The following is a 17,309-nucleotide window of genomic DNA, read 5'->3' as shown; positions in this document are numbered from 1 at the left end:
ATCGAAAAGAAAATAGATTAATAATGAAAGGGAGAATTATCGCAAAAATTAATGCATTAACTCGCCTATAAAAATTATCATTCACCCGATACCATCACTAGCTCGCCGGTATTTGGATCCTCATAGACTTTACCGACTTCACTGTAACCACTATCCTCAAGCCCTCCAGCATCAGTGTAGTTTTGGGTAAAAGTATCTGCAGTTGAAACATCCTGCGTGCTGGTTTGCTCCGAGATCATATCAGGATTTACTGATAAAGCCATAATGGCAAAAATTAAAAATCCCAAAGCCAAAACAAGCATTGCATCTGAAAGATTATTCAATCCGCTCATTGGATCATCATCGCTAGACTCTGAAATTCTTCTTTTTTTTCTAAGCATAAAATCACCAATTGTTAATTGTTTCCAATTCCGCTTCGGCAACTGTTTCAACATCAATCAAATCAGTTTCATACCATTGCTTTTTAAATCTTGAAATTAAAAAAGATAATGCACCAATGGATAAGCCTGTAACTGTTGTATCAAAAGCTATAGTTAATGATTGGGCGAGAGTCATTATATCACCACTACCCAATGCCGCTAAACCAGGCCCCAATGGAATCAATGTTCCCAAAAGACCTAAAATAGGACCAACCTTAACGAGAATATCCGTTTTATTAGTTTTCTTAATTAATCTTGTTTCTTCACCTGAAATCAATTCACTAGCCAACGCCTTTCTTGCATCACGACCAATGTCATGATTATTGGCAATACGAATAAGGATTTCCTTTTGATAATCAAACAAATTGCTTTTTTCAATCACATTTTTCATATCTGAAACATTTTTTGAAAATGAAACATTCCTAACCAATTCTTCAAGTTCAGCTGAGTTAATTGGCTTTCTTGAAATATACTCATTTATCAAACCACCTAATGACAGAATAACAATCACTATGGAAATAACCAAAAGCACAACAACCGGAGTCAATAAACTTTCAGAAATAATATGAATCAATGAGGTTAATGTTTCAGTTCCTTGAATTATCATGAATTTCCCCCTTTACTCTCATTTAAAAAGACACCTATAACCATAACAACTACAATTCCAATTATAACATAAATCAATTGATATAATGGAGTTAAAATCAAAAAAGACTTGAACATAGTGTAATCCAAATTCATGGTTGAGTTAAATGTCAAAGCAAAAATGAATACTAAAATTGAAAACAAACACATGAATTCACCGATAATTACAGGATACTGTCTTTTTGCATGAATCAATAATTTTGAAAGTTGATAAACAAAAAATAATACTATAAATGCCAACAAAGAATAAACAACCGTGTCAAATAGCAATAGACTGGTCTGAGATGAGAACAAAACCATTGAAATGAAAAATATTGCCGAAAGTGAATATATTGCAGTTTTAAGATTATTGAATTTTTCATAATAAAACATACATAAAAAGATAATCAGGGCCAAAATGAAGAAAACATAACCTAGAAACTCCAATATATTGAAGTTTAGAAATTGAGAAATATTTATCAAAACAAAAGAAATGACTGCGTAACCTAAAGATAAAATGGCAATTCTTGAATGGTTTAACTTTAGATTACCATATAAAAGTGCCAAATTAGCTGAAAACAATACCAAGATAATTAATAAATATCCTCCAACCAAATCCATTTTATTCAACCTATCATCATTCTTTATTCTAATTTTATATTAAACAACATGAATATATAAACATATCGTAATGAATAATTAAAAAATAAATTAATAATCGAATTATTGCTTAAATTAAATAATAAATAAAAAAATAAGATTAAAATTAAAAATAATGAAAAATATCAATAAAAACTAAAAATAAATGAATTTAAAGATTAATATAAAAACATGTTATTAATCATCAATTAGTTCATAATAAGATCCTTCAGCACATGATCTGCAAATCGGCTTTCCACCCCTAAGCACATGACGGCCATCAGATACCTTTTCACCGCAAACGGAACAGAATGCAGTTGTATAAGGTTTGCCCGGCATGTCCCCAGGAGATAATTCAATTTTTACTTTATCCACTTTGAATAATTCTTCCGGAGGAGTGCGTCTAAAACGGGCAATCATTTCTTCCTTGGTCTCCTCATCTTTGAATTTTTTATTAGCATCAGCATCAGTTATCCTTAATGCTTCTCCTGTGTCCTGGTTATAGAATGTTGCCGCAAATTTTCCATAATACATCTGTTTTAATGTCCTTTTACCCATTGAACAACCAGTTACGGATTGAACAGCATCAGACATGCACCTATCAATTTCTAAAAATACAATTAAGTTTTTGTGCCTTTGATTCAGTTCCATCCCCAATAATTCAAGACCATACATTGCCAATTTTGTTCCAATAGCTATCCCACCACATATATGTCCATGAAACTCAGCTGCTTTAGCTAATTGTTCTTCATAATCTTGTTCATTCATTTTATCACCTATAAGTCTAATTCTAAATTTGTTTTTAAAGGTACGCATACCTTTCTTTTATTGTCCAATTCTATTAATTTCACATCAATTGAATAAGCTTCCCTTAAATTATCTTCAGTTACAACATCATCCGGGCTTCCAAAGTCAATGAACATTTTATTTTTCATTATTGCAACTTTATTTGAACTTAAAAAAGCATGATCGGGAAAATGTGAAGACATTATGATAGAAAGGCCAGCTTTTGATAAATTATCTATAATTTCTAAAAGTTTAATTTGATTTCCAAAGTCCAAATGAGAAGTTGGCTCGTCCAAAATCAATATGTCAGGCTGTTGACATAAAATCCTGGCTAAAAATACCAATTGCCTTTCACCACCACTCAGATTGGTATATTCCTTATCTTTAAGATGGCCTATCCCCAAGGTCTTAAGGGAATTTATTGCAATGTCAATGTCCTTTTTTTTAGGAGAATCAGTTAAGTTTAAGTAAGGCGCTCTTCCCATTACAACAACATCCAATACTTTAAATGGAAAAGAAGGAACATGAGATTGAGGAATATAACCAATATGCTTTGAAATTTCTTTGAATGATAATTTCTTGATATTTTTGCCTTTAATCAAAATTTCACCGGAGTCAATGTCATGCAATCCATTAAGACATTTAATCAATGTTGTCTTCCCAGTTCCATTTGGACCTAAAATACACAATACATCACCTTTATCGATTGAAAAGCTGATATCTGAAAATATCTCTTCATTTTCATAAGAAAAAGAGATATTTCTTACATCAAACAATTTTGTATCTACGACCATTCTGAATACCCCTTCTTAAGTAAGTATAAAAATATCGGAACACCGATTATTGCTGTTAAAATCCCAATTGGAATCTCAATGGATATGAATGCACGGGAAATGTTATCTATCAGCAATAAAAAGCTAGCGCCTAAACTCAGAGAAGCCGGAATTAGAATCCTATTGTCCGGACCTACAACCATACGAGTCATATGAGGTATGACAAGACCAATCCAACCTATAACTCCACTTACAGAAACTGCTGCTGAAGTTAGCAAGGTACATCCTGCAATAACCAATAACCTGACTCTTGAAGGGTTTAAACCTAAGGATTGCGCTTCCTCATCACCCATTGCAAGCAAATTCATTTGCCATCTAAGAGCAATTAAAATAGCAAAACCAATAATGATTGGAATTGAAATCATTATTAATTTATCCGCCGTTACAGAAGCCAAACTGCCCATAAGCCAATAAACAATCTCCGGCAGCTTGTCGTCAGGGTCTGCTACAAACTTAATGGCAGAGATTAATGAATTGAAAAATGCTGAAATAGCCACTCCAGACAATACCAAAATCAAGATTCCACCGGCTTTGTATGCTCTTGAAATCAAATAGGTTACTGAAACAGAAATCAAACCAAAAATAAAGGCGAATATTTGAACTACTGCATTAGATCCACTCAATATAATGGCTAAAGCAGCTCCAAAACCTGCACCATTTGATACCCCCAGCAAATCTGAAGACACTAATGGGTTTTTAAAGATACTTTGAAATGCCGCTCCCGCCATTGCCAAAGCTGCACCAACAATCAATGCCGCTATAATTCTTGGAAGCCTTATTTCAAAAACGATTGTTGTTATTGTTGGAGAAACCTCCAATTGCGGAAATATTGGGCATAATATCGTATTTATCACATCGATTGGACTTATTGGATATCTTCCAAGCAAAAATGATGCGAAAAACAAAAAAATTGGAAGGAAAATTAAAAGTATAATACTTAATATTTCCTTATTCTCATCATTCATTTTAATCAACTATAAATTTGACTCCTTTAGACCGGAATTTAACAGCAATTCCCTTGCATCATCATCACTCAAATCAAAGTGATAGAAATTGCTGTAGAATTCTTTAGTAGCGTCAACCATATTAATATCCGAATAATCATCAGGATAAATTGCTTTTGCAGTCCATGGAACACCGATAATCATATTAGCACCAACAGGCCTATCAAACCATTTGAATGGTGATTGCGGTGATACATAGACCTCTTTATTTTGAACAGCCTTAATATGAGCCCAATTTGAATCATTGTAAATGCCATTATAGAATTCTTGATCGTTGGTTATAATCACATCAGGATTCCATTTAATCACCTGTTCAATTGATACTTGAACTCCGCTGGTGGTGTTGCCTTGATTTAGGGCATCAGCAACATTCTTACCTCCAACCAAATCAATCAATTGACCGTGTGTTGAATGTGAAGGGCTTGTTTGAAGACCATCATCACCATAGGCATAATAAACTGTTCTTCTATCGCTGTCGGATAATTTGGATGCTCTGTCATGTACAATATCCAAATACTTATTGTTAAAGTCATTTAATTGATTAGCCTTATCCTCAGCTCCGACAACTTTACCCATGAACAATATTGATTCGCCAACTTTCTCTACATTAGTTGTATCTCGAACTGCAATAACTGGAATTGTACCGAATTTTTCTTGACGTTCCTCTACAGTGGATAAATCACCGTCACCACCCTCATCAATAGATTCTATTACAACATCCGGTTCTGCAGCAATAAACTCCTCATAACTCCCATCTTGTGTTCCATACCATCCGCCAACAACAGGCAAATTAGCATATTGGCCAGGAACATATTTTAGCTCATCATCAGTCCATTGGAAGTTAACGGCTTTCAATTTATCAGGAGCAATCATATATAAAACAGTAGTCATCGGAGGAGAAGTGGCGACAATATTGTCAACCGCCGAAGGCACCTCTACAGTTCTGTTAATCATATCAGTGACATTTTCAACACTATCGCTTTTTACGCTTGACGGAGTTAAGAATAAGTGAGTGGCCAAACCTAAAGCCACCAATATGACTAAAATTAATATAATTATTTTTAACTTTTTTTCCATTATAATCCCCGAAATAAAATGATATCGATAAGAATATATATTCATGAAGTTATTTAAATAACTTTTCTAAAAAATATAAAAATCAAATACAAAAAGAATTAATTATAATAAATCTAAAAACAATGTTAGAATAGTTTAAAATTAATAATAAGAAAATAAATTAGTTATATTTAATTAAATACAGTTTTATTCGTTAGTATTTTATTTAATATGGAAAAATAAAAATAAGTGATATTTTAATAACGATGACACCAATATAAAATATAGAGGTGTACAAATGTCAGATATTCAAAAAGTAGATGAACTTTTAACAAAAGCACAAGTATTTTACCTTGCAACAGTAGACGGAGACAAACCAAAAGTCAGACCATTAGGTTTCCACCTATTATACGAAGACAAAATTTACTTCGGAGTCGGAAATCATAAGGATGTCTACAAACAATTGGAAGCTAACCAAAATGTTGAAATAGCAGCATGGGACGGAGAACACTTCTTAAGATATTATGGTGTTGCAGACCTATCCGGAAATGATGCCGTTGTTGAAAAGGCATTTGAATTAATGCCTGAAATCGCTGAAGCATACAAAGCCAACAACTGGGAAATGGGAGTATTTTTCCTTAATGATGCTACAGCAGAATTCAGAAACATGTTTGCTATTGAAGAATCCTACGAATTTAAATATTAATGTTTTAAACATTAATATTCTTTTTTTATTTGCAAATTTCATTAACTATCGCCAATGCATTCAAAGTCCTTGGAAAACCAATATAAGGCATTATTACAGTAATTGCTGATACTAATTTTTCCTTATCGTTTCCAACTGACAGATTTCCTTGGGTGTGGCCCCTCAGCTGATTTTCACAGCCTCCTAAAGAAGCAAGGAATACAAATGTTATCAGCTCCCTTTGATGGTCATCCAATCCGTCACGGGTGTAGAAGTCACCAAAACAGAAGCCTTCAAGGAAGGTATTGAAATGCTTTTGGCCATCAGGAGTGTTGTCATTCATCATTTGAATCATGTCAGCTCCAAAATACTTGTCCTGAAGTTCACGGCCTTTTTCATGCCTATTTTCAGGATTTGTGTTGGACTGGGATTCCAAAGGATATTCTATTCCTTTCTTGTCAAATACTTTGGTAACAACGCCAAAGAAGTTGTGTGCACGACCAAAACCGACGTAAGGCACTGACTGATATAACAGTTCCTTTACCTCAATTGGTGTGATGTCCTTATCTAAAGAGGCTCTTAAAATCTTTTTGAATGCCTTTGGTGATTGGCATGCAATCAGACATGCCAAAGTAACGAGAATGGACTCTTTTTCTGTTAATGTGGAATATTCAAAGACCTCCTCATATGCAAAATTTCTAAAAATCTCATAAAATTCCGGATCATTTTTCTCAAATTTTGTAAAATAGTAAAATAAATCTTTCATGAAAAATAGTCTTTAAAAAAAAATATAAAAAGTTATTGAACGGACAATATGCGAAATATCATAAAAAAAGAAATAAAAAACAAGAACAGAATGTTCTTGTCTTATCTATTCGCCCTTATTCCAGTTCATAATACCATAAACAACACATAAAAGTGTGGATAAGATAATTCCAAGATATACTCCCCAAATCCAAGGGTCTTCAATTCCTAAAATCATCATTATGCATCACTTCCTTTTGTATCAATGTTTTCAAATGATTTGTCGATAACCTCTTGTGCAGGAGGTTTGGTAAGCAAACTTACAACAATAGTGAATATTGCAGAAACAGGAACTGCAATCAACATTACGTCAATGAAAGGCCATGGGGCTGTTGGGATTAATGTTTCAACACCGCATATGAATTTGCAGATTCCAAGCCCTACTGCAGTTTTCTTGAATACAAATATCATCCAGAATAAACTTACTAATGTTCCGGACAGGATTCCTGCAATAGCACCGAGTCTTGTAATTCCTTTCCAGTAAAGTGCTCCCAAGAACACCGGCAAGAATGCTGCTGCACAGATTTCAAAGAACAGACTGGTTCCAAGTGCAACTACACTTCCAGGAAGTGAATAAGCCATGATTAACGCCAAAATAATAGCTATTAGAATACCTACTCTTGAAATGCTTACTTGGTCCAATTTCTGTTTGGACTTTTCCCTTATCTGTCCGTAAATATCTACACCGAATGCAGTTCCCTGGGTGTGCAATTGTGAAGATATTGTAGACATTGCAGCTGCAATCAAGGATAACAGGAAGATGTAAACAAACCATTCAGGCAGTGCCATTGTAATGAATGTTGGAATAACCTTGTCGATGTTTCCTCCAACTACATCAACTGCAATCTTGCCTAACTTGTCATAGAAGTATACATTTGAAAGTGATCCTACGATATATGCAGTAGTCGGCATGATTGCAATGAAGATACCACCAATTAAAACAGATCTGTTCAATTCCTTGTCTGATTTAACTGTCATGAATCTTACAATCAATGAAGGCTGTGCGAGCACCCCAATACCTACACCGATAAGGGTTGAGGATACTAAAGACCACCAGAATGGAGTTCCAAACTCTGGGAAGGCCGTCCATCCGGTTCCTCCCGTTGCCAGAGCGTCTGCAGGATACAGATTAACCATATTAGTCAAAGCAGTGTTTGCGGTATCCACTCCTCCAAGCAACCAGTATACAAATACTAATAGGAATACCATTGCAATAACCATGATGGTACCTTGAAGTGCATCTGTATACATTACACCACGGATACCTCCGAACAATACATAGAATGTAATAATAATTGATAAAATAAGCAATGCAATACTGAAATCAATCAATAAAGAGGATTCCAGGAATCTTGCAGCTCCAATCAACACTACTGCTGCATAAAGCGGCATTGCGCAGAAAATGATTAAACCTGAGAAATAATGTATAAATTTACTGTCAAAACGTTTACCTAAAAACTCAGGAAATGTTAAAGAGCCTAATGAGTGACCCATCCTACGAGTTCTTTTTCCTAAAAATACAAATGCTATAAATACACCAATGATAATATTCAAGAATGCCAGCCATAAGACACTCATACCATATTCACTGGCAACTCCTCCAAAACCCACAATAGCTGCTGTCGAAATAAATGTAGCACCGTAACTCATTGCCATGATGAAAGGGTGTGTGTCTTTTCCAGCAATCATAAAGTCTTCAGAGGAATTGGTTTTTTTGTATGCATAATAACCTACAAAAACAAGCGCAAATATGTAGATTATAAATACAATTGCTAAAATCATTACGTTCATAAATAATTACCTCTAAATATAAAAGAATTATACAATCAATATATATAGTATAAATACATATATAAATATTAGCATAAAGATACATTAATGTACATTTATGTACATTAATACTCATTTATATATTGATTTAATACAATTTGTACAGTATACCAAAAATACCTAAACAAAATTGCATAATTATATATTAAGTAAAATTAATAATTAAACATATCTATAAAAATTAGAATAGGGATAAAATGTTTTGGAATGAAGAAGCCGAATGTATGGGCAAAGAAGAGAAAGAAAAGCTGCAGCTCAAAAGGCTGCAGGAAACCGTAAAGCTAGCATATGAGAATATTGAGTTTTACAAAAAACGTTTTGATGAAATTGGATTAAAGCCTGAAGACATTAAAACATTGAAAGACATTGAAAAGATACCATTTACAACAAAAAGCGACTTGAGAGAAGCATATCCATTAGGATTGCTCGCTGTTCCTCGTGATGAAATTGTGGAAATCCACGCTTCCTCAGGAACCACCGGAAAACCAACCGTAACTGCATACACCCAAAATGACTTGGAAATTTGGGGAGAATGCATTGCACGTGGGCTTAAGATGGCCGGTGCTGAAAAAGACTACATCATCCAAAATGCATACGGATACGGTCTTTTTACCGGAGGATTCGGTATCCACCACGGAGGAAACAAGATGGGTGCAATCACAATCCCGATTTCTGCAGGAAATACCCAAAGACAGCTTGACACAATGGTAGACTTCCAGAGCGATATCTTGACCTGTACTCCTTCCTATGCGATGTATCTTGGAGAATCCAGGGAAAAAGCAGGAATTCCACTTGAAGACATTAATCTAAAAGCAGGAATCCACGGAGCGGAAATGTGGACCAGCGAAATGAGAAAAAGAATAGAAACATCCCTTGGAATCAAAACCCACAACATCTATGGTTTAACAGAAGTCATGGGCCCGGGTGTTGCACAGGAATGCGATGAACAGAATGGAATGCACATACAGGACGATCACTTCTACCCTGAAATCATCAACCCTGAAACAGGTGAAACCCTAGACTACGGCGAAAAAGGGGAACTTGTACTGACCTCATTGACCAAAACCGGAATGCCTATTTTAAGATTTAGAACAAAAGACCTGACTTCACTCATCAGTGAAAAATGTGAATGTGGAAGAACAACCATCAGAATGAACAGAATCACAGGAAGAAGCGATGACATGCTGAAAATCAAGGGTGTTATGGTATTCCCATCACAAATTGAAAAGGCATTGCTCAAAGTTAGTGGAGCAAGCCCTAACTACCTAATCCATGTAACCAGACCTGACATTTTAGATGAAGTGGAAGTTAAAGTAGAAGCTTCAAAAGAACTGTTCTTCGATGAAATGAAGGAAATGGAAAAAGTTGAAAAACAAATCCAAGCTTCAATCAGATCTGAGACAGGAATTAGGGTAGACGTAACTATTTGTGAACCGGAAACACTTCCAAGAAGTGAAGGTAAAGCTGTTCGCGTAATCGATGAAAGGGATTTTGAGAGGTAATAACATGTCAGTCAAACAGATTTCAATTTTCGTAGAAAACAAGGAAGGAAGAATTAAAAAAGCTATTGATACATTAGGCAGGTCAAACATCAATATCCGTGCTCTTTCAATAGCTGACACCAGCAAATATGGAATTTTAAGATTAATCGTTTCTGATAATGAAAAAGCAATAGAAGCTCTTGAAAAAGACGGTTTTATTGTAAAGGAAAATGAAGTGATTATTCTAGCTGTTCCTGATGAACCTAATGGATTGAATTCAACATTATCAGTATTCGATGAAAAAGGCATTAACCTAGAATACTTATATGCATTCGTTAGCAGCAAAACCGATGAAGCTATTGTAGTTATGAGATTGGAAAACATGGAAAAAGCTATCGAAGCACTTAAAGAAAGCAATGTTAGAATTTTAGATGAAAACGACATTAAAGAATTATAGAAAAGATCATATTCTTTTCTACTCTATTTTTTTAATTTAATTTAACTATTTTTTCTCATCTATTTTTTTGGATTACAAGAAACTTTTCAAGATAAAAAAAAAATAGAAAATAATGAAATATGATTTACAAGTACTTTTCCTTGATTTCAATGATTTTTTCTAAAGATATGGAAGTTTTTTGAGCAATCTCTTCTGGTTTTTCGCCAGATTTTAACAAATCTAAAATAATTTGTTCGGTACCTTGCTCAATACCTTGCTCAATACCTTGTTCAATACCTTCATCTTTACCTTCTTTGTATTTGTTTTCACCATATTCATGAATTAAACTCATTCTACCACCCAACAAATCACAGATAATATTTCTTTCCAATGAATCATTAACAAATTTATCCGTTGTTAACCACATTATACCAAATGCTAAATCTTTTTGAGATATAGTTAAATTTTTTAATTTGAAAAGAATCCTTATGACCCTATAAATATAATCAACTATGTTTTTTCCTTTATTACTTAATGGAACTAAAGACAACAATATTATATCTTTGCCATTAGGAATTTCATTATTTTTTAGTTTATTTTTAACATTATTTATAATTTCTTCACCATTAAGATTATTTAACCCTTCTACTTCATATTTAAATACATTTAATCTATTGTATTTATATTCAATTATCTTAGAATCTTCAGCAGTACTTAATACAGACAAATTTACTTCTTTATCGTTTTTCTTGTTTTGATCGGTAATAGCAACATAAGAATGCGCTCTTCTTGAAAATTCATCATTCACTTCAGTACTTTGAAATTCAATAATCAAATTTTCATTGTCCAAATCTAAAATCAAATCCGGTTTATAAAAAGTGGGGTCAATATGCCTTAATTCTTTAGTCCAAACCTTAGTTCTTTTAGATTTTTTACCCATAATCTCTAAAAGAATGTTGGCATCTACATCAGAAACGTTTTTAAATAACATATCTTCTTGAAATTCAGCCATGAAAAGAACCTCCAAGTTTATAGATAAATATATTAAAAAACGACTATACAAACTTTTATATTCAAATCAAAGCATATAAACTTAAATAATTTGGTTTTTTCAAGTAAATATTTCAAAATAAAAGCAATAAAGCAAATGAAAAGCAATTTGATAAAAATTAAAAAAAATAAGTAAAGAAAAAATAGCTAGAATCCTTTTAACATTTCAGCTATATCTTCTCTTGAATAACCTAAGCGGACAAATAGGCTTTTAATTGGTTCATTTTCAGGAATGGCACCTAATTCTCTCCAGCTCTTAAAATCATTTTTTAATATAGCATTGATTAAAAGCTGAATAGTTATTAAATCATCGCTTTTTACTGCAATGAATGCATCCTCATCACCAAAAACATTTTCTGGATCAATTAATGTTATTTTTCCATCCCTATCTTTTTTTATAATAGCATTGTCAATTTTATAAGCCATAATACCACAACTTCCAATATCTGTTTTAAATGTATATTTTAAATAGTATTTAACATTAACCTTTGATTGATTTATATCCACTTTCAATAGCTTTTATATTCATTTCATGGAATTTAGGTTTTAAATTATTTTTCATAGCCTCAATGACAGATTCTTTAGTAAGAGGGAATTTATCATCTGCTGTAACAGCACCTAAAAGAACCATGTTTAATGATAAAACGCTTCCAGCTTCAATAGCCAATTGAGTTCCATCGACAGGAAGCACATGCTTAAAATTCTCTTTTAGTGTCTTAGTGATACTGTCAACACTAGGATACGGCTTATTGGTTGAAGATGGAATAATAGGCTGAGTATTATAAACAATTTTTGTTTCGCTGTTTACTTTATCCAATCCTCTAACGGTTTCAATAGGTTCAAATGAAAGCAGCATGTCCGCACCTTGTTTAGGAATGATTGATGAATTGAACCCTCCAATCTTTAATTCGGTTGAAACGGATCCTCCCCTTTGAGACATGCCGTGAATTTCACTCATCACTACATCCAAACCCTGGTTCATTGCGGCTTCGCCGATTATTGTTGAGGTTTTGATAATTCCTTGACCTCCAACACCACAAATATAAATACTATACTGATTATCCATTTTCTCACCTACCTGCCTCTAAAGCACCATATTTACAAACTTGAATACAGACATTGCATCCGTCACATTGGGATTTGTCAATTGTGATTTTTCCATTGACTTTTGAAATGGCCGGACAAGCAAGGGCGCTTACACATTTATCACAATTATTACAATTACCTTCAATGAATTCAACAGGAGGTTTTTTAGTTAAACCTTTGATTAATGTACAAGGAGCTTTTGATATAATTACTGCAGTATCATTTCTTTCAAATGCCTCTTTATAAGTCTTGACAACCTGATCCAAGTTGAATGGATTGATTACACGTACATAATCACAACCACATGCCAAAGCCAATTTACGGATGGATACTTCAGGAGCTTCATCCCCCATTCCGTCAACAGGAATTCCTGGGTTTGGCTGGCCTCCGGTCATTGCTGTAATCCTATTGTCCAAAACAGTCAAAACAAAGTTATGCTTGTTGTGAACGGCATTGATTAATGGGGAAACACCACTATGGAAAAATGTAGAATCACCAATGAAGCTTGCTACCTTTTGGTCTGTTGAAACTGAAAATCCGCAACCGTCCCCTACACTGGAACCCATGGACAACAAGTAATCAGCTGCATTGTAAGGCGGATTGATACCTAAAGTGTAACATCCAATATCTGAAGCGAATATTACGTCTTCCGGCTTCATGCCCAACTCATCTATTGCAATATTAATTCCGTAATACATTGCCCTATGAGGACATCCTGCACACAAAACAGGAGCACGGGATGGAATATCTTCGCTTAATTTTTCCAAACTTTGTGAAAATTCAACTGATTCAGTATCTTTAAAGTTAAAGACTTTATTTAATCCGTCGGCAACAATATCTGAATTGAATTCATGATAGAGAGGGAAAGTTCCATCTAATTTACCGTGAACTTGAACATTGAGACTGTTAGCGCCGATGCAAGCTAAGGTATCTCTTTCAATAATCGGATCAACTTCCTCTACAATGAATACTTCATCCAAATCATTTAGGAATTCAACAACCTTTTCCTGTGGGAAAGGATATGAAAAACCTAATTTTAAAATATTGACATTCAGATTATTGAATTTGACAATGTCATGAGCATAATTATAAGCGCTGCTTGAAGCAATCAAACCATATTTTTTATCTTCTGTAAAGTTCACTTCTGCATTAAAATCGCTTTTGTTGGATACTTCTTCAATCTTATGAACTTTATCCCAAAGCCTGATGTGCATATCTCCCGCAAATGCCGGAACAGGAACATATTTTGACGGGTCCTTGTTGAAGTGACCTCTCTTCCAGTGGTTATCATTATTGGATGAATTGTCTTTGATATCGCCGAATTCGACAACACCCCTCATATGGGATACGCGAGTGGTTGTTCTAACAATTACAGGTATATTGAATTGTTCGGATAAATCAAATGCATATTTGACCATGTCCTTTACTTCTTGACAATTTGATGGCTCTAGAATAGGTACATTTGACAATCTTGCATAATTACGGGTATCTTGCTCATTTTGAGATGAAAAAAGTGATGGATCATCAGCTGATAAAATAACCATTCCTCCATTGACCCCTGAATATGCAGTGGTCATGAATGAATCAGCTGCAACGTTCATACCCACATGCTTCATGAATGTAAATGACCTAAGGCCTGATGCGGCTGCAGTGGCTGCAACCTCCATTGCGACTTTTTCATTAGTGGAAAATTCAAAATAGATATTGGCATCCTTGGCCAACACTGATAACACATTTCCAATTTCTGATGAAGGAGTTCCGGGATATGTAGCTGCAATAGAAACGCCTGCTTCTATAACTCCCCTAACGGCAGCTTCATTACCTAGCAAAAATTGTTTTTCACCAGATACTCCTGTGACTAATTCTTTTAAATTCATTATTTTTCCTCAAAATATCATTAATACAATATTATATATGGTAGTTCAAGATATTAAAATATTATCGCAAGAATATGAAATGTAAAAAATATTAATCATTTTGTTAAAATCACCACACAAATATATAAAATAACAGGCAGCAATTATACAACTTCATTAAAATTGAAATATTATTTATACATTTATTTAATTTCCTCTGAACGATTTTAAAATATTATAGAAAGTTTTTTATAAACTTTTTAATATAAATACTTATATTATAGTGATTTAATGTTGGAAGAGTTTTTGCCTCTCGTCGGATTAAACGATTGGACCAACCTAGATACATCTTTTTTAACATTCAAGGGATTGCCAGTTATGTTTATTCCAATATTTCATGTAAGAAATCATGCTTAAGGCAATATGGCTTTAAAGACTTTGTGTTACTGTTATTATAAATTTAACCATGGAGTGATAAAGTGGGCAGCAAAAAACTGGGAAATATTGCTGAGATAATGAAAAATGATTTTAAAGCAGCATTTTCAAACCCTATCGTAACTATTGTGCTGATTGCAATAATTATCCTTCCTTCCCTTTATGCTCTTTTAAATATACAGGCATGTTGGGACCCTTATGGAAACACAGGAAACGTTGAATTTGCAATTGCCAACCTTGATAAGGGTGCAACTTTTGAAGATCAAAAGATAAATGTTGGAAATGAGCTTGTTAAAGATTTAAAGAAGAATGATAAATTTGATTGGAAATTCGTCACTGAAAAAGAACTTCGGGACGGAGTTTATAATGGAGATTATTATGCCGGTATCGTAATACCCAAAAATCTGAGTAAGAATATCGTTTCGATTGCATCAGATGATCCAAAGCAGGCAGAGCTGGAATATGTGGTTAACGTAAAATCCAATCCGGTAGCTACTAAATTGACTGATACCGGTGCAAATACTGTTTATACAACACTTAATGCAAAGATTATTCAAATCATTAACCTTGCTGCATATGGAAAACTTGGGGAATTGCAGGAAGGCCTTGCCGCAGGTGCAAGCCAATTAGCCGGTGGGGGAGTGCAACTTCAATCCGGTGCTGCACAGGTTTCCTCAGGTGCTGGTCAAGTAGCGTCAGGCGTCGGCCAGGTTGAAGATGGTGCAAGCCAGGTAAAAGACGGTGCAAGCCAGGTCCAGCAGGGTGCCGATGATGTTAAACAAGGTTCTACCCAGGTCAAACAAGGTTCAGAAGCGGTTCAGCAAGGAGCTAGCCAAGTACAACAAGGTTCTGAAGAATTGGACTCCGCAGTAGACCCATCCTTAATTCCTGAAGGACCTGTTAAAGAGTATGTGAACAGTAGCTCTCAGCTTGCAAAAGGCAGCGGAAAGGTAGCTGAAGGATCAAGTCAAGTCGCTCAAGGAGCTAGTGACCTAGCAGACGGTTCAGTACAATTGGCCGAAGGGTCAAGTCAAGTCGCTGGAGGAGCAGGTGCCCTAGCAGACGGTTCAGTACAATTGGCCGAAGGTTCATTAAGTCTTGCAGCCGGTGCAGAGTTACTTGGAAATGCAGCTGCACAGGCATTATTCACTGCTGCAGGATCACTTGGAGCATCAGCAGATCAACTTGCAGCCATTACTGGCATTAATGAAACACTGCTTGGTGATTATTTCTTCTCACCAGTTAAATTAGACAGGCAAGAAGTATTTTCAGTTCCTGACTATGGATCTAACGTAGCTCCATTCTATCTGGTATTGTCCATGTGGGTTGGTGCATTGATTACCTGTGTTATGATGGAACCTAAGTCAAGTGTCGGAACCAAATACTCTCCGTTTGAGATGTATTTCGGTAAATTATTAATCTACATAATAATGAGCATACTGCAAGCCTGCGTAACAATAACCGGAGCTCATCTTTTAGGAGTCCATATCGAAAATTATCCATTGTTTATATTTTCGGCGATACTGGTATCGGTAGTGTTCATGATTTTAATATATTCACTAATTTCGGCAATAGGAACAGTTGGAAAAGGAATTGCAGTAATTCTTTTAGTTCTTCAAATATCAGCGACAGGAGGAATCTATCCAATTCAGATTATGCATCAATTTTTCCAAACATTATATCCATACATGCCAATGACCTATGCAATTAAATTGATTCGGGAAGCGCAACTGGGCGTTGTCTGGTCAAATTATTGGCCTTCATTGGCAATTTTACTAGCAATCGGACTTATAACAGTTATTGTGGGAATTGCTATTAAAGAAAAAGCAGACAGACCTGCTAAATACTTTGAAGAAAAATTGGAGGAAAGCGGATTATTTTAGAAGTTATTAATTAACTTCTAATTTTTTATTTAAATAAAAAATGGGGATAAATATGAAAAAAAAGTTATTGTTAATCTTATTAATTACTTGCATATTATTTAGTGTTTCAAGCGCTTTTGCCAGTGACGTTAATGATACAGCAATAGCCAGTGATGAAAGTGATATTGACACTTTAGAAGTAATTAGTAACGACGAAAATCCAGTATTAACAGAAGAAACCCAAGATTCAAGTGATGATGGAACTTATACTGCCTTGCAAAAAAAGATAACTCTTGCCGGTGACGGAAGCACTATTAATCTGACAAGAGACTATCAGTATAATGATGATTTCAAACTCACTACAGGCGTTTTCATTAATAAAGACATAACCATTAACGGTAACGGCCATACTATTGATGGAAT

At 34.5% G+C, this 17,309-nt stretch carries 19 protein-coding genes and 1 pseudogene; 6 read left to right on the top strand and 14 right to left on the bottom strand.

Annotation, left to right across the window (positions count from 1 at the left end; genetic code table 11):
• Positions 1 to 77: 77 nt before the first annotated feature.
• The 7 genes from QZU81_RS06250 to QZU81_RS06220 all read right to left on the bottom strand — a co-directional run bounded on the left by QZU81_RS06250 (position 78) and on the right by QZU81_RS06220 (position 5,382).
• Positions 78 to 380 (bottom strand): DUF2149 domain-containing protein, encoded by a 303-nt coding sequence (locus tag QZU81_RS06250; RefSeq protein ID WP_295590429.1) that lies wholly within the window; start codon positions 378 to 380, stop codon positions 78 to 80.
• 4 nt (positions 381 to 384) lie between these two features.
• Positions 385 to 1,026 (bottom strand): MotA/TolQ/ExbB proton channel family protein, encoded by a 642-nt coding sequence (locus tag QZU81_RS06245; RefSeq protein ID WP_295590426.1) that lies wholly within the window; start codon positions 1,024 to 1,026, stop codon positions 385 to 387.
• Positions 1,023 to 1,664, bottom strand: a complete 642-nt coding sequence (locus QZU81_RS06240; protein WP_295590423.1) for a hypothetical protein — start codon at positions 1,662 to 1,664, stop codon at positions 1,023 to 1,025. Before QZU81_RS06240 ends, QZU81_RS06245 begins: the two co-directional genes overlap by 4 nt.
• A gap of 216 nt (positions 1,665 to 1,880) precedes the next feature.
• Positions 1,881 to 2,450, bottom strand: a complete 570-nt coding sequence (locus QZU81_RS06235; RefSeq protein WP_295590420.1) for an FmdE family protein — start codon at positions 2,448 to 2,450, stop codon at positions 1,881 to 1,883.
• 8 nt (positions 2,451 to 2,458) lie between these two features.
• A complete protein-coding gene (locus QZU81_RS06230) occupies positions 2,459 to 3,262 on the bottom strand; it encodes an ABC transporter ATP-binding protein (RefSeq protein WP_295590417.1) in 804 nt (267 codons plus the stop codon).
• Entirely contained in the window at positions 3,253 to 4,266 is a 1,014-nt protein-coding gene (locus QZU81_RS06225; protein WP_295590412.1) for an iron ABC transporter permease, read from the bottom strand. Before QZU81_RS06225 ends, QZU81_RS06230 begins: the two co-directional genes overlap by 10 nt.
• Positions 4,267 to 4,275: 9 nt before the next feature.
• Complete coding sequence (locus QZU81_RS06220) at positions 4,276 to 5,382, bottom strand: ABC transporter substrate-binding protein (RefSeq protein WP_295590409.1); 1,107 nt, start codon at positions 5,380 to 5,382, stop codon at positions 4,276 to 4,278.
• A gap of 277 nt (positions 5,383 to 5,659) precedes the next feature.
• Between QZU81_RS06220 and QZU81_RS06215 the strand changes: the two genes are divergently transcribed.
• The gene (locus tag QZU81_RS06215) at positions 5,660 to 6,067 is read left to right on the top strand and encodes a pyridoxamine 5'-phosphate oxidase family protein (RefSeq protein ID WP_292826550.1); all 408 of its coding nucleotides are present in this window, start codon (positions 5,660 to 5,662) and stop codon (positions 6,065 to 6,067) included.
• Between the two features lie 25 nt (positions 6,068 to 6,092).
• Here the strand turns inward: QZU81_RS06215 and QZU81_RS06210 are convergent, their stop codons facing one another.
• From QZU81_RS06210 to QZU81_RS06205, 3 genes are all read right to left on the bottom strand, one after another.
• Positions 6,093 to 6,812 carry a carboxymuconolactone decarboxylase family protein gene (locus QZU81_RS06210; protein ID WP_295590406.1) on the bottom strand — a complete coding sequence of 240 codons (720 nt, stop codon included), beginning with the start codon at positions 6,810 to 6,812 and terminating at the stop codon, positions 6,093 to 6,095.
• Positions 6,813 to 6,917: 105 nt separating this feature from the next.
• Positions 6,918 to 7,031, bottom strand: coding sequence for a symporter small accessory protein (locus tag QZU81_RS10900; protein WP_342764265.1), 114 nt, complete (start codon positions 7,029 to 7,031; stop codon positions 6,918 to 6,920).
• Positions 7,031 to 8,641, bottom strand: a complete 1,611-nt coding sequence (locus QZU81_RS06205) for a sodium:solute symporter (RefSeq protein ID WP_295590402.1) — start codon at positions 8,639 to 8,641, stop codon at positions 7,031 to 7,033. Before QZU81_RS06205 ends, QZU81_RS10900 begins: the two co-directional genes overlap by 1 nt.
• 236 nt (positions 8,642 to 8,877) lie before the next feature.
• Between QZU81_RS06205 and QZU81_RS06200 the strand changes: the two genes are divergently transcribed.
• Both QZU81_RS06200 and QZU81_RS06195 read left to right on the top strand, forming a co-directional pair.
• Positions 8,878 to 10,182 carry a phenylacetate--CoA ligase family protein gene (locus tag QZU81_RS06200; protein WP_295590400.1) on the top strand — a complete coding sequence of 435 codons (1,305 nt, stop codon included), beginning with the start codon at positions 8,878 to 8,880 and terminating at the stop codon, positions 10,180 to 10,182.
• 4 nt (positions 10,183 to 10,186) lie between these two features.
• Positions 10,187 to 10,618 carry an amino acid-binding protein gene (locus tag QZU81_RS06195; RefSeq protein ID WP_295590397.1) on the top strand — a complete coding sequence of 144 codons (432 nt, stop codon included), beginning with the start codon at positions 10,187 to 10,189 and terminating at the stop codon, positions 10,616 to 10,618.
• A gap of 124 nt (positions 10,619 to 10,742) precedes the next feature.
• On the opposite strand, the gene QZU81_RS06190 is transcribed toward QZU81_RS06195, so the two are convergent.
• From QZU81_RS06190 to iorA, 4 genes are all read right to left on the bottom strand, one after another.
• Positions 10,743 to 11,609, bottom strand: coding sequence for a hypothetical protein (locus QZU81_RS06190; protein ID WP_295590395.1), 867 nt, complete (start codon positions 11,607 to 11,609; stop codon positions 10,743 to 10,745).
• A gap of 185 nt (positions 11,610 to 11,794) precedes the next feature.
• Positions 11,795 to 12,073 (bottom strand): hypothetical protein, encoded by a 279-nt coding sequence (locus QZU81_RS06185; RefSeq protein ID WP_292850165.1) that lies wholly within the window; start codon positions 12,071 to 12,073, stop codon positions 11,795 to 11,797.
• Positions 12,074 to 12,128: 55 nt separating this feature from the next.
• Positions 12,129 to 12,713, bottom strand: coding sequence for an indolepyruvate oxidoreductase subunit beta (locus QZU81_RS06180; RefSeq protein WP_292850168.1), 585 nt, complete (start codon positions 12,711 to 12,713; stop codon positions 12,129 to 12,131).
• Positions 12,714 to 12,717: 4 nt separating this feature from the next.
• On the bottom strand, positions 12,718 to 14,610 hold the full coding sequence (gene iorA, locus QZU81_RS06175; RefSeq protein WP_295590391.1) for an indolepyruvate ferredoxin oxidoreductase subunit alpha: 1,893 nt from the start codon (positions 14,608 to 14,610) through the stop codon (positions 12,718 to 12,720).
• A gap of 270 nt (positions 14,611 to 14,880) precedes the next feature.
• On the opposite strand from iorA, the gene QZU81_RS06170 reads away from it, so the two are divergent.
• The 3 genes and pseudogenes from QZU81_RS06170 to QZU81_RS06160 form a co-directional block, all read left to right on the top strand.
• The gene (locus tag QZU81_RS06170) at positions 14,881 to 15,006 is read left to right on the top strand and encodes a hypothetical protein (RefSeq protein ID WP_295590388.1); all 126 of its coding nucleotides are present in this window, start codon (positions 14,881 to 14,883) and stop codon (positions 15,004 to 15,006) included.
• Between the two features lie 62 nt (positions 15,007 to 15,068).
• Positions 15,069 to 16,907 carry a YhgE/Pip domain-containing protein gene (locus QZU81_RS06165; RefSeq protein WP_295590385.1) on the top strand — a complete coding sequence of 613 codons (1,839 nt, stop codon included), beginning with the start codon at positions 15,069 to 15,071 and terminating at the stop codon, positions 16,905 to 16,907.
• Positions 16,908 to 16,959: 52 nt separating this feature from the next.
• A pseudogene (locus QZU81_RS06160) lies at positions 16,960 to 17,309 on the top strand (hypothetical protein); the annotation flags it as partial.

Source organism: uncultured Methanobrevibacter sp., from assembly GCF_902770715.1.
Taxonomy (GTDB): Archaea; Methanobacteriota; Methanobacteria; order Methanobacteriales; family Methanobacteriaceae; genus Methanocatella.
Note: the sequence above shows the minus strand (reverse complement) of the source record. Positions and strands in the feature narration are given on the sequence as shown.

Bases quoted from the DNA above. Each gene is read 5' to 3' on its own strand.
- QZU81_RS06250 (WP_295590429.1), bottom strand. From the start codon at position 380: ATGCTTAGAAAAAAAAGAAGAATTTCAGAGTCTAGCGATGATGATCCA.
- QZU81_RS06245 (WP_295590426.1), bottom strand. From the start codon at position 1,026: ATGATAATTCAAGGAACTGAAACATTAACCTCATTGATTCATATTATT.
- QZU81_RS06240 (WP_295590423.1), bottom strand. From the start codon at position 1,664: ATGGATTTGGTTGGAGGATATTTATTAATTATCTTGGTATTGTTTTCA.
- QZU81_RS06235 (WP_295590420.1), bottom strand. From the start codon at position 2,450: ATGAATGAACAAGATTATGAAGAACAATTAGCTAAAGCAGCTGAGTTT.
- QZU81_RS06230 (WP_295590417.1), bottom strand. From the start codon at position 3,262: ATGGTCGTAGATACAAAATTGTTTGATGTAAGAAATATCTCTTTTTCT.
- QZU81_RS06225 (WP_295590412.1), bottom strand. From the start codon at position 4,266: ATGAATGATGAGAATAAGGAAATATTAAGTATTATACTTTTAATTTTC.
- QZU81_RS06220 (WP_295590409.1), bottom strand. From the start codon at position 5,382: ATGGAAAAAAAGTTAAAAATAATTATATTAATTTTAGTCATATTGGTG.
- QZU81_RS06215 (WP_292826550.1), top strand. From the start codon at position 5,660: ATGTCAGATATTCAAAAAGTAGATGAACTTTTAACAAAAGCACAAGTA.
- QZU81_RS06210 (WP_295590406.1), bottom strand. From the start codon at position 6,812: ATGAAAGATTTATTTTACTATTTTACAAAATTTGAGAAAAATGATCCG.
- QZU81_RS10900 (WP_342764265.1), bottom strand. From the start codon at position 7,031: ATGATGATTTTAGGAATTGAAGACCCTTGGATTTGGGGAGTATATCTT.
- QZU81_RS06205 (WP_295590402.1), bottom strand. From the start codon at position 8,641: ATGAACGTAATGATTTTAGCAATTGTATTTATAATCTACATATTTGCG.
- QZU81_RS06200 (WP_295590400.1), top strand. From the start codon at position 8,878: ATGTTTTGGAATGAAGAAGCCGAATGTATGGGCAAAGAAGAGAAAGAA.
- QZU81_RS06195 (WP_295590397.1), top strand. From the start codon at position 10,187: ATGTCAGTCAAACAGATTTCAATTTTCGTAGAAAACAAGGAAGGAAGA.
- QZU81_RS06190 (WP_295590395.1), bottom strand. From the start codon at position 11,609: ATGGCTGAATTTCAAGAAGATATGTTATTTAAAAACGTTTCTGATGTA.
- QZU81_RS06185 (WP_292850165.1), bottom strand. From the start codon at position 12,073: ATGGCTTATAAAATTGACAATGCTATTATAAAAAAAGATAGGGATGGA.
- QZU81_RS06180 (WP_292850168.1), bottom strand. From the start codon at position 12,713: ATGGATAATCAGTATAGTATTTATATTTGTGGTGTTGGAGGTCAAGGA.
- iorA (WP_295590391.1), bottom strand. From the start codon at position 14,610: ATGAATTTAAAAGAATTAGTCACAGGAGTATCTGGTGAAAAACAATTT.
- QZU81_RS06170 (WP_295590388.1), top strand. From the start codon at position 14,881: ATGTTGGAAGAGTTTTTGCCTCTCGTCGGATTAAACGATTGGACCAAC.